The sequence below is a fragment of the Tissierella pigra genome, assembly GCF_018917845.1.
Taxonomy (GTDB): domain Bacteria; phylum Bacillota; class Clostridia; order Tissierellales; family Tissierellaceae; genus Tissierella; species Tissierella pigra.
In genome coordinates this window covers 797,828-814,376 of the sequence record NZ_JAHLPJ010000001.1, presented here as the reverse complement: position 1 = coordinate 814,376, position 16,549 = coordinate 797,828, and the positions used below count along the sequence as shown (strand labels likewise).

15 protein-coding genes and 1 other annotated feature are annotated in these 16,549 nt (G+C 30.4%); of the genes, 4 read left to right on the top strand and 11 right to left on the bottom strand.

Annotated features, from left to right (window positions below; genetic code table 11):
* Positions 1-48 precede the first annotated feature (48 nt).
* The 3 genes from KQI41_RS03880 to ileS all read right to left on the bottom strand — a co-directional run bounded on the left by KQI41_RS03880 (position 49) and on the right by ileS (position 5,075).
* Positions 49-864, bottom strand: coding sequence for a GNAT family N-acetyltransferase (locus KQI41_RS03880; protein WP_216584900.1), 816 nt, complete (start codon positions 862-864; stop codon positions 49-51).
* Positions 865-1,008: 144 nt separating this feature from the next.
* Positions 1,009-1,776: a hypothetical protein gene (locus KQI41_RS03875; protein ID WP_216584899.1), complete on the bottom strand. Its 768-nt coding sequence runs from the start codon at positions 1,774-1,776 to the stop codon at positions 1,009-1,011.
* A 194-nt stretch (positions 1,777-1,970) separates the two neighbouring features.
* Positions 1,971-5,075 carry an isoleucine--tRNA ligase gene (gene ileS, locus KQI41_RS03870; protein WP_216584898.1) on the bottom strand — a complete coding sequence of 1,035 codons (3,105 nt, stop codon included), beginning with the start codon at positions 5,073-5,075 and terminating at the stop codon, positions 1,971-1,973.
* A 252-nt stretch (positions 5,076-5,327) separates the two neighbouring features.
* Positions 5,328-5,542, bottom strand: a binding site (T-box leader).
* A 348-nt stretch (positions 5,543-5,890) separates the two neighbouring features.
* On the opposite strand from ileS, the gene folE reads away from it, so the two are divergent.
* The 4 genes from folE to folK are packed head-to-tail and all read left to right on the top strand — an operon-like array spanning position 5,891 to position 8,596.
* Positions 5,891-6,454, top strand: coding sequence for a GTP cyclohydrolase I FolE (folE, locus tag KQI41_RS03865; protein ID WP_154439325.1), 564 nt, complete (start codon positions 5,891-5,893; stop codon positions 6,452-6,454).
* A 16-nt stretch (positions 6,455-6,470) separates the two neighbouring features.
* Positions 6,471-7,286 carry a dihydropteroate synthase gene (gene folP, locus KQI41_RS03860; RefSeq protein ID WP_154439326.1) on the top strand — a complete coding sequence of 272 codons (816 nt, stop codon included), beginning with the start codon at positions 6,471-6,473 and terminating at the stop codon, positions 7,284-7,286.
* A complete protein-coding gene (gene folB / locus KQI41_RS03855) occupies positions 7,279-7,653 on the top strand; it encodes a dihydroneopterin aldolase (RefSeq protein WP_154439327.1) in 375 nt (124 codons plus the stop codon). Before folP ends, folB begins: the two co-directional genes overlap by 8 nt.
* The gene (gene folK, locus KQI41_RS03850; RefSeq protein ID WP_216584897.1) at positions 7,643-8,596 is read left to right on the top strand and encodes a 2-amino-4-hydroxy-6-hydroxymethyldihydropteridine diphosphokinase; all 954 of its coding nucleotides are present in this window, start codon (positions 7,643-7,645) and stop codon (positions 8,594-8,596) included. The genes folB and folK overlap by 11 nt, the downstream gene beginning before the upstream one ends.
* Before the next feature lie 34 nt (positions 8,597-8,630).
* Here folK and KQI41_RS03845 read toward each other — a convergent pair whose 3' ends face one another.
* From KQI41_RS03845 to KQI41_RS03810, 8 genes are all read right to left on the bottom strand, one after another.
* Entirely contained in the window at positions 8,631-9,923 is a 1,293-nt protein-coding gene (locus KQI41_RS03845) for an NAD(P)H-dependent oxidoreductase (RefSeq protein WP_154439328.1), read from the bottom strand.
* A gap of 17 nt (positions 9,924-9,940) precedes the next feature.
* Positions 9,941-11,167: a BaiN/RdsA family NAD(P)/FAD-dependent oxidoreductase gene (locus KQI41_RS03840; RefSeq protein ID WP_154439329.1), complete on the bottom strand. Its 1,227-nt coding sequence runs from the start codon at positions 11,165-11,167 to the stop codon at positions 9,941-9,943.
* A gap of 99 nt (positions 11,168-11,266) precedes the next feature.
* A complete protein-coding gene (gene ptsP / locus KQI41_RS03835) occupies positions 11,267-12,988 on the bottom strand; it encodes a phosphoenolpyruvate--protein phosphotransferase (protein ID WP_154439330.1) in 1,722 nt (573 codons plus the stop codon).
* Between the two features lie 10 nt (positions 12,989-12,998).
* On the bottom strand, positions 12,999-13,262 hold the full coding sequence (locus KQI41_RS03830; protein WP_154439331.1) for an HPr family phosphocarrier protein: 264 nt from the start codon (positions 13,260-13,262) through the stop codon (positions 12,999-13,001).
* Positions 13,263-13,282: 20 nt separating this feature from the next.
* Positions 13,283-14,371, bottom strand: a complete 1,089-nt coding sequence (locus KQI41_RS03825; protein WP_154439332.1) for a DUF871 domain-containing protein — start codon at positions 14,369-14,371, stop codon at positions 13,283-13,285.
* Positions 14,364-14,696 (bottom strand): PTS sugar transporter subunit IIA, encoded by a 333-nt coding sequence (locus KQI41_RS03820; RefSeq protein WP_154439333.1) that lies wholly within the window; start codon positions 14,694-14,696, stop codon positions 14,364-14,366. Before KQI41_RS03820 ends, KQI41_RS03825 begins: the two co-directional genes overlap by 8 nt.
* 85 nt (positions 14,697-14,781) lie before the next feature.
* A complete protein-coding gene (locus tag KQI41_RS03815; RefSeq protein WP_154439334.1) occupies positions 14,782-16,065 on the bottom strand; it encodes a PTS sugar transporter subunit IIC in 1,284 nt (427 codons plus the stop codon).
* 36 nt (positions 16,066-16,101) lie between these two features.
* Positions 16,102-16,413 carry a PTS sugar transporter subunit IIB gene (locus KQI41_RS03810; protein ID WP_195837924.1) on the bottom strand — a complete coding sequence of 104 codons (312 nt, stop codon included), beginning with the start codon at positions 16,411-16,413 and terminating at the stop codon, positions 16,102-16,104.
* Positions 16,414-16,549: the final 136 nt, after the last annotated feature.

Genomic DNA, 16,549 nt, shown 5'->3' with positions numbered 1-16,549 from the left:
ATCTATCTTCTATCTCCAATTTAATTTAAATAGTTTATCATACTTCATTTAAATGTCAAACCAATAAACTTTATTTTTTTTAAAGAACTGAAATCCAACTCTTTCAGCTGTTTTTCTTGAAGCTATGTTAGAATCCATACAATCCCATTGTGCTATAACTCCATTATCTATACATTCATTTACGAAATAACATGCTAAGGCAAATGCTAATCCTTTCTTTCTATGACTATTTTCAGTTTCAATATCAATTGGTATTATATTTTTAAACCTAGCTGTTCCAAGAATAACAGCAACTATTTCATTTTGATTAACTGCTACATACCCTATACTTTTATTTAAAAAATTATCATAAGTACCCCAAGACTCTAATAATCTTTCAGCTAAAAAATCCTTATTTTCAAATAGACCACTTTCTAACTTCTTTAAAAATTCATAATCAACTTTAAATATCTCATATCCATCTGGAACAATATTATTTCCATTATATTTATCAGTCTTTCGAAGTATATATTCATCTTCACTCTGAATAACTTGATTATTAAATATGTGCAAAATATATGGTTTTGTTTTTTCTGATTCAACAGAAAACTCAAAATAATCAATACCCTTACCCTTTAACTGGTGAAACATATTATCTAGTAAAAAATCTTTAAATTTATTATATATCTGAATATTACTAGGTTCTCCTAATATTGAAAAACTATCTGCTGCAAATGAATACACCAATGCAATATTAGGATTATCTAAGTCATCAACCCACATATCACCTTTACATTCTCCAGCAACAATTCCTGAAAAATTTGGACTATCATCATATGTTAAATTTTCAATAGCTTTTAAACTAAGTTTATCTACTTTAAACAACTATATCCACTCCTTAATTATATAATTCATCCCCAAAATTAACTTTTTACTGATATTCAAAATCATTTTTATTGATAATGAACTCATTGGATTATGACAACTACTCCTATATATCTTAGTATTTATCACATTTCCTAATCAAATTTATTTATTAATATTAAGTAAATAAATATCTTTATAAATATTTATCCACTCTTGGCTGTCTATACTCATAAAAGGCTTTTCTGGATAATCATATCTAGCTGGTATTTCAGTTATAGTTCCATCTTCAATAGTTGTCATAGTTACTTCACTACTCGCTTGGTTATCAGCCCAAGGAATAAGATACTCTTTTTTATATATTTTCATTAGGTTGCTTCTTTCTTCTCCTTCAATTTCTGTAATTACTATATCAAACATATTGTAGTATTCAATATGTTTTTTCATAATATTAACAGTTTTATTGGTATACTCATAAGATTGTTTAAATACATCTAAATCCCTTTCACTTAACTCATATTTTTTCGTGGAATAGCCATCATATTGTTCCTTACTAAATAAATCACCAATATTATAGTAGAAGTAAGAATACTCCCTGTTAAAATCATATTCTTTTTTCGTACTAAAAAAATTAAATTCTTTAAATTTCATTGATATTTCATTAATCTCATCTAGACTTTGTAAATATACATAAAATCGACGATTTAGATATTCTAAATCATTCTCAAAGATATACTGATTTTTAATAGCATTTTCAATGATTGCATTGGAATTTATCATATAATCACAAACTGTATAAAAGTGCTGATTAAGTTTTTCATTTGTGTACTCTTTATATTTTTTCTGATTTTGATTGTATTTGGATAATACTAATGTAATTGCTACTATTAGTATTATTATAACTATAGATATTATTTTACTTCTATTTCTCATATTATCACACTCCAAAACATCTTAGATAATCAAAAATACTAAGTTACTAGTATCATACACCTATGGACTCAATCCTTTTTTATCTTATATACTAATTCTACAAATCCTTCCAAATTCCTTCTTTTTCTATGGTTTATTTTTATCTATATACCAAACAAGGTAGATAACTCTCGCTATCTACCTTGTTTTTATTTCTATTCCGTTTTTTCTAATCTTATTCCTGTCATTTGTCCATTTAAATCCTGTTTTTCTAAATCTTCTTCTGATACTCTTTCTATAGATTTAGCTAAAGTTTCAGATTTAATGAATTCCTTATATTCATCTATTGCTGCCTTAATTTCATCACTGCCATCGTAAAATATATTGATATTATCTAGAACTTCATATCCATTATTCTTTCTCATTTGTTGAATTTTGGATACAAATTCCCTGGCATATCCTTCATTTACTAAATCAGGAGTAAGAGTTGTGTCTAGAATTACAAATAGATTGTTTTCCATAGCAACATCAAAGCCTTCTTTAGATGATATAGTAACTAATACATAATCCTTTTCAATTTCTACATCTTCCCCATCTAAGTTCAATACTAGTTTCTCACCTGATTCTAGCTTTTCTACTGTTTCATGGGCATTAAGTTCTCCTAAAGCTTTTCCAAAGGATTTAATTTTCTTTCCAAGTATTGAACCAGCTACCTTAAAGTTTGGTTTTAGAGAGTAATTCATAAATTGAGATAAATCCCTTTCAAATACTACTTCTTTAACATTTAACTCCTCCATAATTAACGGAACTAAATCTTTGATTTGTTTTTCATATTTTCCATCTATAACTACTTCTTTAAGTGGTTGACGTACTTTTATTCTTACTGATTCACGAGATGCACGGCCAAGCCCTACTAAATCTCTTACTAAATCCATCTTTTCTTCTACTTCTCTATTTATTAACTCTTCATTTACTTCTGGATAATATGCTAAATGTACTGATTCATCTTCTGTCAGATTTTGATATATTTCCTCGGAAATAAATGGTACAAATGGAGCTACCATTTTACATATTCCTACAAGTATTTCGTAAGTTGTATTATATACAGCTTTTTTATCGTCATCTAATTCAGTAGACCAGAATCTTCTTCTATTTCTTCTAATATACCAATTAGATAAATCTTCTATTACAAAGTCTTGAATATCTCTTACTACTTTTGTTAATTCAAAGATGTCCATATTTGCCTTTACTTCTTTTAATAAACTATTATATTTTGACAATATCCATCTGTCGATTTCTGGTCTATCTTTATATTCAATGAAGAATTCTCTTGGATTTACACCATCTGTATTTGCATATAATGAGAAGAAATTATATACATTTCTTATGGATCTAAAGAATTTACTTTCCACTTCTCTAAGTCCATCTTCATCAAATTTCGTTGGTGTCCATGGCGGAGATACATAGATTACATACCATCTTAGAACATCGGCACCATATCTATCGAATAAATCAAATGGATCTACAGTATTTCCCTTTGATTTAGACATTTTCTTTCCTTCTTTATCTAATACCAAATCATTAACCAATACATTTTTATATGGCGCTTTACCTGTTACAAATGTTGATATAGCAAGTAGTGAATAGAACCATCCTCTAGTTTGGTCGATTCCTTCACAGATAAAGTCTGCTGGAAATAGTGAATCAAAATCATCTTTATGCTCAAATGGATAATGATGTTGTGCAAATGGCATAGCACCACTATCAAACCAAACGTCTATTACATCTTTTTCTCTAGTCATTGTACTATTACATTTTTCACATTTTAAATGAACATCATCTACATATGGTCTATGAAGCTCTATAGTTTCGTCTATATCTTCAATGGCTTTTTCTGCAAGTTCAGCTCTTGAACCTATGGAAGTAGTGTGACTACAGTCATTACATCTCCAAATTGGTAGAGGCGTACCCCAATATCTGCTTCTTGAAATTGCCCAGTCATTTAAATTGTCTAGCCAGTTTCCAAATCTTCTCTCTCCAACAAAATCCGGATACCAGTTTACCCCATTATTATTTTCTATTAATTTATCTTTTAATTTAGTTGTTTCTATATACCAAGAAGGTTTTGCATAGTATAGAAGGGGAGTCTTACATCTCCAACAATGTGGATAATTATGGGCTACTTTTTCCTTTTTGTATAACTTCCAATTTTCTCTTAACCAAAGGATTATATCTGGGTCAGCGTCCATTACAAATTTACCTTCCCATGGTGTTTCAGTGAATTTACCATCTTCAGATACTGGTTGAATAACTGATAGTCCATATTTCATTCCAATATTGTAGTCATCTTCACCAAAGGCTGGAGCAGAGTGAACTATTCCTGTTCCGTCTTCTGTGGTTACATAGTCAGCACAAGTTACAAAGAATGCTTTTCCATCTACTTTTATAAATGGAATCAATTGTTCATATTCTATTAATTCTAAGTCTTTACCCTTCATTTCTTCCAATACTTCATAGTCTTCACCTAATACCTTATTTGCTAAATCCTTACCTACATAATAAACTTCATCATTTTGTTTTACCTTTAGATAGTCTACTTCTGGATTTACTGTTAAAGCAACATTGGAAGGCAATGTCCAAGGTGTTGTTGTCCAAGCTAGGAAGTATTCATCTTTATCCTTTAGCTTAAACTTTGCTATTACAGTTTCAGTTTTTATTTCTTCATAGCCTTGTGCGACTTCATGGGACGCAAGCCCTGTACCGCATCTTGAACAATATGGAAGTATTTTGTGTCCTTCATATACTAGGCCTTCTTTATAGAATTTATCTAAAATCCACCATACTGATTCAATATAATTATTGTCTAAAGTTATATAAGGATTATCTAAGTCTATTAGATACGCCATTCTTTCTGTCATATCTCTCCAAAGTTTTTCGTATTGGAAAACAGACTCTTTACATTGTTTATTAAATGCTTCTAATCCATAGGACTCAATATCATGTTTATTCTTTAAATTCAACTTTTTCTCTACTTCAATTTCTACTGGAAGTCCATGGGTATCCCATCCTGCTTTTCTTTTTACTTGGTATCCCTGCATAGTCTTATATCTACAAGTTAGGTCCTTTAAAGTTCTAGACATTACATGGTGTATTCCTGGTTTTCCATTGGCTGTAGGAGGCCCTTCAAAGAATACATAAGGTTTATTTTCATCTCTTGTAGTTACAGATCTATGAAGCAAATCTATTTCTTCCCAGTACTGGCTTATATTATGCTCACGCACTTTTACGGATTCATTTGATAACTCATTAAATCTTTTCACTTTTCTCATCCTCTCAATATAAAATTTCAATCTCAGTTTCGTAACTCAAAGCTATTTACTCGTTGCGTTTGACCTACCATCTTGTTATTTAAATTGATTTTGAACCTCGGTTGTGTTACGCAGTTTCAAACACCAATCTATTTACTCGCTACGCTCGTATAGATTGGGTTTTCATTGCGTTTGACCTACCATCGATTTGCAAAAAACACAAATCGGGTTAGGTCATAAAAAATTCCCTAAGTCTAAAAAAGACTTAGGGACGAAATTTCCGTGGTACCACCCAAATTACAAGAAATATAAATATTTCTTGTCACTTAATAAGTATAACGTCTTCACGTAATACCTTACTTTTTTCAGGTATTATGCTCAAAGGTGATTTTCGCAAAATAATTTATAATAATCTTCCACCAAATGATTATCTCTCTTTAATAAATTTACTTTGTTACTGTCCTTATCAAAGCATACATTTTTACTTGTATAATAATATACTTTATTTACAATTATTTGTCAAGGATAAAATTTCATTTTATCCTCTTTTCTCAATGTATTTATATCTTGACCGTCCATAATTATATTCATATTTCTCACAAAATAAGTTTTATCATATATTATACAACTATCTGCATATTCTGGTTTGAATTCCTCCTATATCTTTTAGATTTTTCTTTATCTATATATAGACTAAATATTTCTATCTTACCTATTAATATAAGCACCTCTTTAACTTGATATTAAGTTTTATTTCATATAAAATATAACGTATATTTCAAGTAATAACAGCATTTACCAAAAGTCATTTTATGGAGGGATACAAAATGGATAAAGAAAGAATAGAGAAAGCCATACGAGAAATTCTATTTGCCATAGGAGAAAATCCAGATAGAGAGGGTTTAATTGATACACCTAGTAGAATTGCAAGAATGTATGAAGAAATTTTTTCTGGATTAAATCAAGACCCTACAGAGCATCTAAAAATTTACTTCCAAGAAGAAAAACATGAAGAATTAGTTTTAGTAAAAGATATTCCTTTTTATTCAATATGTGAACATCATTTAGTTCCTTTCTTTGGAAAGGCCCATGTAGGATATTTACCAAAGGATGGAAAATTAACTGGTCTAAGTAAATTAGCCAGAGTAGTAGAAACAGTATCTAAAAGACCTCAGCTACAGGAGAGAATCACTTCTACTGTTGCTAATACAATAATGGACACTTTAGAGCCTTTTGGTGTAATCGTTATAATAGAAGCGGAACATATGTGTATGACAATGAGAGGCGTTAAAAAAGCAGGTTCTAAGACCATAACATCTGCTGTTAGAGGTGTATTTGAAACAGATGCAAAATCACGGGCAGAAGTTTTATCTATGATAAATAATTGTTAATAATAGGAGGACTAAAATGCTAAATAACCTTTTTCATTTTGGAAGCAGAACATATATTATGGGAATATTAAATATTACTCCTGATTCATTTTCAGATGGGGGAGAATATGTATATACTGATGCTGCCATTTCCCATGCCCTAAATATGTTAGCAGAAGGTGCTGATATTATTGATATTGGTGGAGAATCTTCAAGACCTGGTCATACTCAAATTTCCATAGATGAAGAACTATCAAGGGTAATCCCTATAATCAGAAATCTTAGAAACAAAACTGATGCTATTATCTCTTTAGATACAAGAAATGGAGAAGTAGCAGAAGAAGGTATAAAAAATGGAGTAAATATATTAAATGATATTTGGGGATTACAAGGGGATCCTGAAATGGCTAAGGTGGCTGCTAAATATAATGTTCCTATTATTATTATGCACAATCAAAATGGAACAGACTATAAGATGGATATAATTTTAGAAATGATAGATTTCTTTAAAAAGTCCATCAAAATAGCCATTGATGCAGGAATTAATAGTGACAATATTATTTTAGACCCTGGAATTGGATTTGGAAAAACTGTTGAACAAAATATTGAAGTATTAAGCAGGCTCCAAGAATTTAAGAAATTAAAGTATCCTATATTATTAGGTACGTCTAAAAAGTCTACTATAGGTAAAATATTAGATTTACCTCCCAATGAAAGAGTAGAAGGAACTATAGCAACAACAGTCTTGGGAATAAATCAAGGTATAGATATTGTCAGAGTACATGATGTCAAAGAAAATCTTAGAGCTGCTAAAGTAGCTGATGCCATAGTTAGGAGTAATTACAATGGATAAAATTATCATGAAAAACATGGCTTTCTATGGATACCATGGCGTATTTCCTGAGGAAAAAAAATTGGGTCAAAAATTCTTTATTACTGCTATATTATATTTGGATCTCAAGGAAGCAGGTATAAACGATGATTTAAATTCTTCTGTTAATTATGGAGAAATCTATGAAATTATAAAATTCATAGTTGAAAAAGAAAACTTTAAATTATTAGAAGCTTTGTCAGAAAAAATTTGTATCACCATTTTTAACAATTTTAATAAAATCCATAGAATTCAACTGGAAGTCTGTAAACCAGAAGCACCTGTTTCAGGTATTTTTGATTACTTTGCTGTATCAGTAGATAGAAAGAGGTCTGATTATGAAGAGTAAAGTGTTTCTGGGTTTAGGAAGTAATATTGGAGATACAATGCAAAATATGAATAATGCTTTAGTTTTTCTTCAAGAAAAAATCCATATGACCAATAAATCATCCTATTATAAAACAGAACCTGTAGGATATAAAGAACAAGACTGGTTTTTAAATATGGTAATTGAAGGAGAAACACATCTTTCACCACAAGAACTATTAGATTTTACGCAAAGTATAGAGATGAAAATGAAACGAGTTAAAACCATAATAAATGGACCTCGTATTATTGATATAGATATTCTTTTATATTCTAATATTGAAATAATATCTAAAGAATTGACTATTCCGCATCCTAGAATGTTTGAAAGGGCTTTTGTTATAGTTCCTCTTAGTGAAATTGCTCCAGATATGATTATTAATGGAAAACCTATTAAGGATATCCTTTTTGACATAAATGACGAAAAAGTATATAAGGTAGTCAATGATATGGAAAAGATTAATTCTATTCTCTCAGATGAAGAATATATTTCATATTTAGAAAAAAATAAAAATAATGAAGAATGCAGGATTTTTTGTCATCATGATATAACTCATTTCTTAGATGTTTCAAGAATTGCTTGGATACTAAATTTAGAAGAAAATTTAAACTTAGATAAGGAAGTAGTATATGCCGCATCTCTTCTTCATGATATTGGAAGATGGCAAGAATATGAAATGAACATAAACCATGAAATTGCCAGTGCAGATTTAGCAGAAAACATTTTAAATAAATATGAATTTACTGAAAAACAAAAGCACATGATATTAACTGCCATTAGAAATCATCGTTCTAAAGAAAATACTGATAATATAAGTAGGATAATTTATACTGCTGACAAATTATCACGACCTTGTTTTAATTGTGCTGCAATAGATAAATGCAAAAGGTTCAAAGACGGTGAAAAACCTAAATTATTATATTAGAATATTTAAAAGGAGCATATGAAAATGCTCCTTTTTAGCTGTTTTCTTCCTGCATTTGTCTTAACTTATATATCTCCGTTGTAGTGTCTAATTCTACCATATCATAGGTAATAAACTCACCTTTTTTAATATCTTTCTTAACTATAGTATTGTTATCTATAAGTCCTATGGGAACTAAATTCTCTTTTTTTGCTACTTCATAAGTATCTATACTTCCTAGAATTGTATATTCTCCCATACCATCCAGTCTTTCTCCAGCCTTTAGATCTTTCTTAGCCATTGTAATTACTTCTGCTACTAGCTTGTTATATTTCGGTGCTATAGTAGGTTCATTATATAGATATGCCCTTGCAATGGAAATTGGTGTTTCTAAGCTTGTTAAATGGTATGGTCTATAAAGTACATAATTTGGTCCTGTTCCCATTTTTAGAAACTGCATTTCATGATGTACTTGAGGTAAAGACGTGGTTACAACCACAAATACTCCGGGAGCTATACCATGAGCATAATCCACTATTTTATACTTATCTAATAGTCCTCCATTTTCCTTTAAACTATATACTGTAGGCAAATCATCTACAGTTGTTGTTGGTCCATATCCCCCTCTTATATCGGGAATAAATCCTGTAGAATTTGCCATGGCTGCCATCTCCACCATTGTATTTGTTCCATCTACAAATGATGCTAACTTTTTTGGATTAAGCTTAGATTTTAAGGCGTTTTCCCTTACACTATCAGGAGTAGCATTATAATCTATAGGATTATTTTTGCCTTTTCCTATGGCTAATACTTCAAATCCAGTGGCTTCTGCAAAATCAAAAATCTCCTTAACTGATCCTGGTTCATCTCCTGCTGTACCTGTATATACCACTCCTGATTCTTTAGCCAATTTATTAAGTATTGGTCCTACTACTATATCTGCTTCCACATTTAACATTACAATATGTTTTTTATTACTTATTGCATCCATGGCTATTTTTGCACCAGTATTAGGTACTCCTGTAGCATCTACTACTACATCTACTAAATTTCCCTTAGTTCCATATTCTGTTATGTCTGTTGCCACATATTTATTCTTTTCCATGGCTATATTTATTTCATTTAGAGTTTTTGCTACTACAATATCATCTTTAGATACTCCTGCCAAGGTATAGGCTTCAATGGCATCGGATACTTTGTTGCTGACTACTAAAGAAGGAATCATACCCTTTACTAGCATCATTTGACTTACTAAACCTTTCCCCATTAGTCCTGCACCAATGATTGAGACCTTTATATTTCTATTATCTTCTTGAAGCTTATTTAATTTATTATTTAAACCTATCATATTGTCCCCCATTATCTTTAGTTTCTAGCTGCATTTGATCCAGCTATATATCCTGATGACCAAGCCCATTGAAGGTTAAATCCACCACAATCTCCATCTATATCAAGTAGTTCTCCTACTATATATATTCCTTTAACTATTTTGGATTCCATAGTTTTATTATCTACTTCATCAGTATTTACACCACCTGCTGTTATTTGAGCATTACCCCATGACTGACTGCCTACAACTTTAAATTTCCAAGATATAAGTATATTAGTTAATTTTCTTATTTCTTCTTTAGATAGTGATGATATTACTTTTTCTTTATCTATATTGATTTCTTTAAGAATTGGAATAATCAATCTTTTATTTATCAATCCTATTAGTCCAGCTTCTATGGCTTTTTTAGGCATGAAGCTGAATCTATTTAATAGATATTCAAATAACTCTTCTTCAGTTTTAGTATGAATTATCGAGACCTTTAACTCTACATTTTTCCCCTTATTTAAATAGTCTAAGGCTATTCTGCTTAATTGAAGAACCGGTGGTCCTGATATACCATATGACGTAAATAAAATATCTCCCTTGTCTTCTAGAACCAATTTATTATCTATATAAATACCTGCTATTCCAAAAAACTTTACTCCATCTAAAGACCTAAGAAAATTGCTTTCAAGCTTTAATTGAACCAATCCAGGAAATATATCAGTAATTGTATGTCCTAGCTTTTTACATATTGTATAGCCACTGCCATCTGAACCACTGGAAGGTAATGCCATACCTCCTGTGGCTATAATTACCTTATCACCTATAAATGTGGTCTTATCCTTTAATATTACACTAAATCCATTTTTCCTTTTTATCTCTGATACTTGTGCTTCTGTTATTAACTCAATTCCCCTATCCTCTATTTCATATCTCAATACATCTAATACAGATGATGCCTGAAAAGATAGTGGAAATACTTTTCCATTTTCCTCTATGGCTGGAGTTATGCCCAATTTCTCAAAAAATTCTATTGTTTTATCCACATTAAATTCAGATAACCCAACATAAGAAAACTTAGGATTATTTCCATGATAGTTATTTATATTTAAATTTATATTTGTATAATTACATCTTCCATTTCCTGTAGCTAAAAGTTTTTTTCCTACTCTATCATTTCTCTCTAGAATTAAAACTTCACTGCCATGTTCTTTTGCAGCTAGTGCTGCCATCATTCCTGCAGCTCCACCACCTATAACTATTATTCTATTACTCATAATAAACTCCTTTATAAAATTTACTTAACTATATTTTATCTCTTTTACATAGTTTTGTCTATTTTATACAAAAAGAAACTAAGATTTCTCTTAGTTTCTCTATATAGGAAGTATATTAATCATTATATTTTCATCAATAAATTTTTCTACATCTTCTGCTGTAGGTAAAGATAATATTTCATCTAGTATACTTTCCATTTCTTCCTTTGAAATATTTCTAATTAAATGTCTTGCTTTTAAAATTGATGAAGAGTTCATACTAAATTCATCTAATCCCATGGCTAAAAGCAATGGAATTAACTTCTCATCTCCTGCTACTTCTCCACACATTCCTACCCAAATACCTTCCTTATGTCCATTATCTATGGTCATTTTGATTAAAGATAATACTGCCGGATGAAATTGATTGTATAAGTGAGATATATGTTGGTTACCCCTATCTACTGCTAAGGAATATTGTATCAAGTCATTTGTACCTATACTAAAAAAGTCTACTTCCTTTGCAAATACTCTAGAATGTACTGCTACAGCAGGTATTTCAACCATTATTCCTATTTCTATATTTTCATTAAATAATATATTTTCCTTTCTTAACTCCTCCATAACTCCTTTAATTATTTTCTTTCCTTCCCTTACTTCCTTTATATCAGAAATCATCGGAAACATTATTTTTATATTTCCATAGGCACTGGCTCGCAATATGGCTCTTAATTGAGTCCTAAATATTTCTGCATTCTCTAAGCAATATCTAATGGCTCTATATCCTAAAAATGGGTTCATTTCCTTTGGAATATTTAAATAAGGAATTTCCTTATCCCCACCTACATCTAAAGTTCTTATAACTAAAGGTTTTTGTCCTAGTTTTTCAGCAACTACCTTATACGCTTCAAATTGTTCCTCCTCAGTGGGAAGTCTATCTCTATACATATAAAGGAATTCAGTTCTATATAGCCCAACACCTTCTCCATCATTTTCAATTACTTTGTCTATATCCTCTAATGTGCCTATGTTTCCTGCAATTTCAACTTTATAGCCATCTTTAGATATGCTTTCTTTTCCCTTCATTTCTTCTAATCTTTTTCTTAATTCTATAAATTCCTTCTGCTTACTTTCATAAATAATTATATCTTCATCAATGGGATTTACTAATATATCCCCTGTACTACCATCTACAATCATTACATCATTATCTTCCACCATATTAATAATGTTTTCCACTCCACTTATGGCTGGAATATTCATAGTTCTAGCCATAATAGATGTATGAGATGTTCTACCTCCTATTTCTGTTACTATACCAACTACCATTTCCTTATTTATTTGAGCTGTATCAGAAGGAGTTAAATCATGGGCTACAATTATGGTTTTTTCAGTGATTGATGTTAAATCTTTAGCTTCTATATTCAATAAAATTTTAAGAATTCTATTGGACACATCCTTTATATCTTGAACTCTTTCTTTTATATATTCATCTTCTATATTATTAAAAATCTCTATATAAAAATTAGTCACTTCTTTAATTGCCCATTCACTATTTATATTTTCAGTTCTTATCTTTTCTTTTATACTACCTATATATTCTGGGTCTTCAAGAATCATTTTATGGGCCGTAAATATTTCCGCTTCTTTTTCTCCTACTGTAGTTAATGTGGTATTATATATATGCTCTATTTCTTTTATAGCCTTTTTAAGGGCATTTTCTAGCCTACTCATTTCCAATTCCAAGTCTAAAATATTCTCTTTAACTATATCCATCTTAGGTTCTTTATATATTAAAACCTTCCCTATACCAATACCAACTGAAGTTCCTAATCCTTCCATAAGGTTCCTCCTAATCTTTTATCTTATTCTGAATGAAATTGGCTAATTCATTAACTACATTTTCTTCATTTTCTCCTTCAGCCTGTATTATGATACTATCTCCTTTTCCTGCCCCCATACTTAATATACTCATTATACTTTTAGGATTATATTCCTTTCCATCCTTTATAACCTTTATATCACATTTATACTTAGAAGCCTCTTTTACAAACATGGAAGCTGGTCTAGCATGTAATCCAGACTCATTTAACAGTACTATCTCCTTTGTAATCATACTATTACCTCCTCTATATTTTATTCCTTTAACTTTAACTTTAACTTAAATTTTTGCCATGGTTTTATATAGTCAAGCAAAAATATTTCCTCATCTACAATTCTTCCTACAACTGAAGATTTTCCACTATTTTTCATACTCTTTAAAGCTAATTGCATTTCCCCGGCATAATGAGCATATAGGCTGGACTCTATAATAATATCTCCCTTTGTTATATCTTTGGGGTCTATTAATTTAAATTCCTGTCCCTTATATTTGACTCTAGATTGTGTTGACCTAATCATATACTCTGAAACATCACCTCTATTGAAGTGAATTTCTTTTAATAATATATCTTTTTCCATATTGGAAATATCCTTATTTATTTCTATATTTAATTCTAATATATCCTTATTCATCCTGCCTAAAGCTTTAAGCTCTTCTTCTGATGGAAAACAATTGGATATTATAATATCATCTATTAAACCTGTATTTAGTAAATCTTTAGCTTGAACTTCTATAAGTAAATCTCTATGTTCTTCTAAAGTTGGTAAACCTTCGTTTACATCCCAAGGTCCAAAACTTGCATTATTTGATGAAATAAAAGCAGCAGTTCTAAGTCCATATTCTTTAAATTCTTCTGTTGTTCTTATAAAATGTTCCCTAGATAAACCTGTATATCTATGGGGATAAAAATTGTGACAACCAATTATATTATCTTTATTTGGTAGATAACTCATAATATTATCTAAAGATTTAGTTCCACTACTGATATTTAATTCTATTTTTAAGTCATAGGGGTTAAATGACATTATACTTTCTTCATTACCACTAAACCCCATATCTAATCTAATTCCTGCAAGTCCTATATCATGAAATACTTTTAAATCATTATAATTTATACCTAAATCCTTAAATACTACAGGTGCAACATCTGCTATAACCTCCATATTTAATTTATTGGCATAGCTAACGATAGATTTAAAATTATCTAAATCCTCTTTATTTTCCACAGTTAAAAAGTTTAGAAACACTCTACTAAACCCATATTTCGATGCTGATTTTAAATAATTTTTATTATCTTCTAAATTAGATTTTTGTGGATAGATAGAAACCCCTAATTTAGTCATATCTTTTCTCCCCTTTTAATTCCATAAGAACCTCATATAAATTTATAAATTCATTTGCCATATCTCTTACGGTAATAGCGTTCATTAAATGATCTTGAGCATGAACTAACAATAGAGATACTGATTTTCCTTCTCCTCTAGCTTCTTCTTGTATTAACTCTGTTTGAATTTTATGGACTTCAGATAGTCTTTCATTTGCTTCCTTTATAGAATCTTTTGCTCTTTGAAACTCTCCATCCTTAGCATATTCAATGGCTTCCATACAAAGGCTTCTAGCTTCTCCACTATAATTAATTATATTCATTATTATTAATTCTAAATCCATGTTATCACTCCTTATTTTATGCAAGTATTTTATTATAAAATAAATCTTATATGTAGAAATATGGAAGGGATAACCCTTCCATATTTTAACCTTTTACCTTTTCTCTTTCAATTGCTTGTTTTTCAGCAATCCTAACAAATGGAAGATAGATTAAGACTGCTATTATGAAGTTGATTACAGCTAAAAGTGCAGCCATTACACTTCCAATTCCTTTAGCTCCAGTTGCCATAAATGCTCCTATACCTACAGGGGTAATCCATGGTGCTGCAACATAAGTAACTGGAACAATTCCAACTACTGTAGCCACATAGGATATAACAGACAGTATTCCCGGTATCAATATAAATGGAATAACCAATATTGGATTTAATACTAAAGGAAGACCATACATAACTGATTCATTTATATTGAAAATTCCCGGTGCTAAAGATAGCTTTGCTACTTCTCTATATTCTTTTTTCTTTTTGTTTACAATTAGAACAGCAACTATAAGTGCTAAAGTTGCTCCTGCACCACCTAAGTGTACAAAGGAGTCGTAAAATGATTTTGTAATAAGATGTGGCGCTGGTAATCCATTCATTATAGCATCATAATTCTCAGTTAAAGCTGGTAAATAAATACTCTGCATAATTGGCTCAAATATGTTTCCACCATGGATACCAAAGAACCAACATAGATTTATTAACACAGGAATTAAGATTACTGAAATCATACCTTGACCAAGTCCCATAAGAGGTTTTTGAATTACATTAAATATTATATCGTATAAACTTCCCCATCCCAAAATACTGATTACATAAGTTATTGCACCAAATACAAATAGTGTTATAAATCCTGGAACTACTGAGGCAAAGGCTTTACCTACTGCTGGTGGTACATTATCAGGCATTTTTATAGTTAATCCTTTTTTAGTAAGTTTTACAAATATTTCTGTTGCAATTAATGCTACTATAATTCCCGTAAAAAGTCCCCTAGCATCTAAATATCCCCAGTGTAAGTATCCCCATCCTGCATCTCCATGAGCTTGTGGTAAAGTAATTAAAAATGATGCCATAGAAACTAATGCTGCTGCTAATCCATCTTCTCCATAACTTTTCCCTAGATTATATGCAATGGAAAACGTAGCCAATAAAGCAAGCATTCCAAAAGTTCCCCACCACACATTACCATTTATAGGAGTCAATATTTTTCCTATGGGCTCTACCCAAGCACCTAGGGTATTATTCAGTAAAACTGAAAAAGATCCTGCTAAAACAATAGGCATAATACCAAAAAATCCATCTCTAATCGCTGCTAAATGTCTTTGTGAACCAATCTTTCCTGCTACTGGAACAAACTTTTCTTCCATCCATTTCATAAAGCCACTCATACTTATCCCCCTCACTTAATTAATTTAGAAAACTAATTATTTACTTTCGATCATAGATATGGCCTGTTTTAATACATTTTCTCCCTTCATCATTCCATAATCCACACTGGAAATAACATCTACAGGTATTCCCTTAGGTTCCGTTGCTGCTTTTATCTTCGTAAGCATATACCTTACTTGAGGCCCCAGTAATACAGCCTGAACTCCATCTAAGTTATTTTGTAAGTCAGTTTCTGCTATAGCCTTTACCTTTACTTCTATTCCCTGTTCTTCTGCTGCCTTTTCCATTTTTGTTACTAATAGACTAGTAGACATACCTCCAGAACATACTAGTAAAATACTATACAATTTAATCCCCCCTTTCTTATCTTAGTACCAGTGTACTATTATATGAAGCAATATTCATGCCAAGTACTTTAAATTTTTCATTTTATTTAAGTAAGTATTTTACACCTTCATAAAGGAATAAGTGTAATTTTAATGT

Excerpts from the sequence above, each read along its gene's own strand:
- KQI41_RS03820 (WP_154439333.1), bottom strand. The coding sequence starts at position 14,696 with ATGGATTTAGAATTAATAATAATGAATATAATTAATTATAGTGGAGAA.
- ptsP (WP_154439330.1), bottom strand. The coding sequence starts at position 12,988 with ATGGAAGGATTAGGAACTTCAGTTGGTATTGGTATAGGGAAGGTTTTA.
- KQI41_RS03825 (WP_154439332.1), bottom strand. The coding sequence starts at position 14,371 with ATGACTAAATTAGGGGTTTCTATCTATCCACAAAAATCTAATTTAGAA.
- KQI41_RS03845 (WP_154439328.1), bottom strand. The coding sequence starts at position 9,923 with ATGATAGGTTTAAATAATAAATTAAATAAGCTTCAAGAAGATAATAGA.
- folE (WP_154439325.1), top strand. The coding sequence starts at position 5,891 with ATGGATAAAGAAAGAATAGAGAAAGCCATACGAGAAATTCTATTTGCC.
- KQI41_RS03815 (WP_154439334.1), bottom strand. The coding sequence starts at position 16,065 with ATGAGTGGCTTTATGAAATGGATGGAAGAAAAGTTTGTTCCAGTAGCA.
- KQI41_RS03840 (WP_154439329.1), bottom strand. The coding sequence starts at position 11,167 with ATGAGTAATAGAATAATAGTTATAGGTGGTGGAGCTGCAGGAATGATG.
- folP (WP_154439326.1), top strand. The coding sequence starts at position 6,471 with ATGCTAAATAACCTTTTTCATTTTGGAAGCAGAACATATATTATGGGA.
- folK (WP_216584897.1), top strand. The coding sequence starts at position 7,643 with ATGAAGAGTAAAGTGTTTCTGGGTTTAGGAAGTAATATTGGAGATACA.
- KQI41_RS03875 (WP_216584899.1), bottom strand. The coding sequence starts at position 1,776 with ATGAGAAATAGAAGTAAAATAATATCTATAGTTATAATAATACTAATA.
- folB (WP_154439327.1), top strand. The coding sequence starts at position 7,279 with ATGGATAAAATTATCATGAAAAACATGGCTTTCTATGGATACCATGGC.
- KQI41_RS03830 (WP_154439331.1), bottom strand. The coding sequence starts at position 13,262 with ATGATTACAAAGGAGATAGTACTGTTAAATGAGTCTGGATTACATGCT.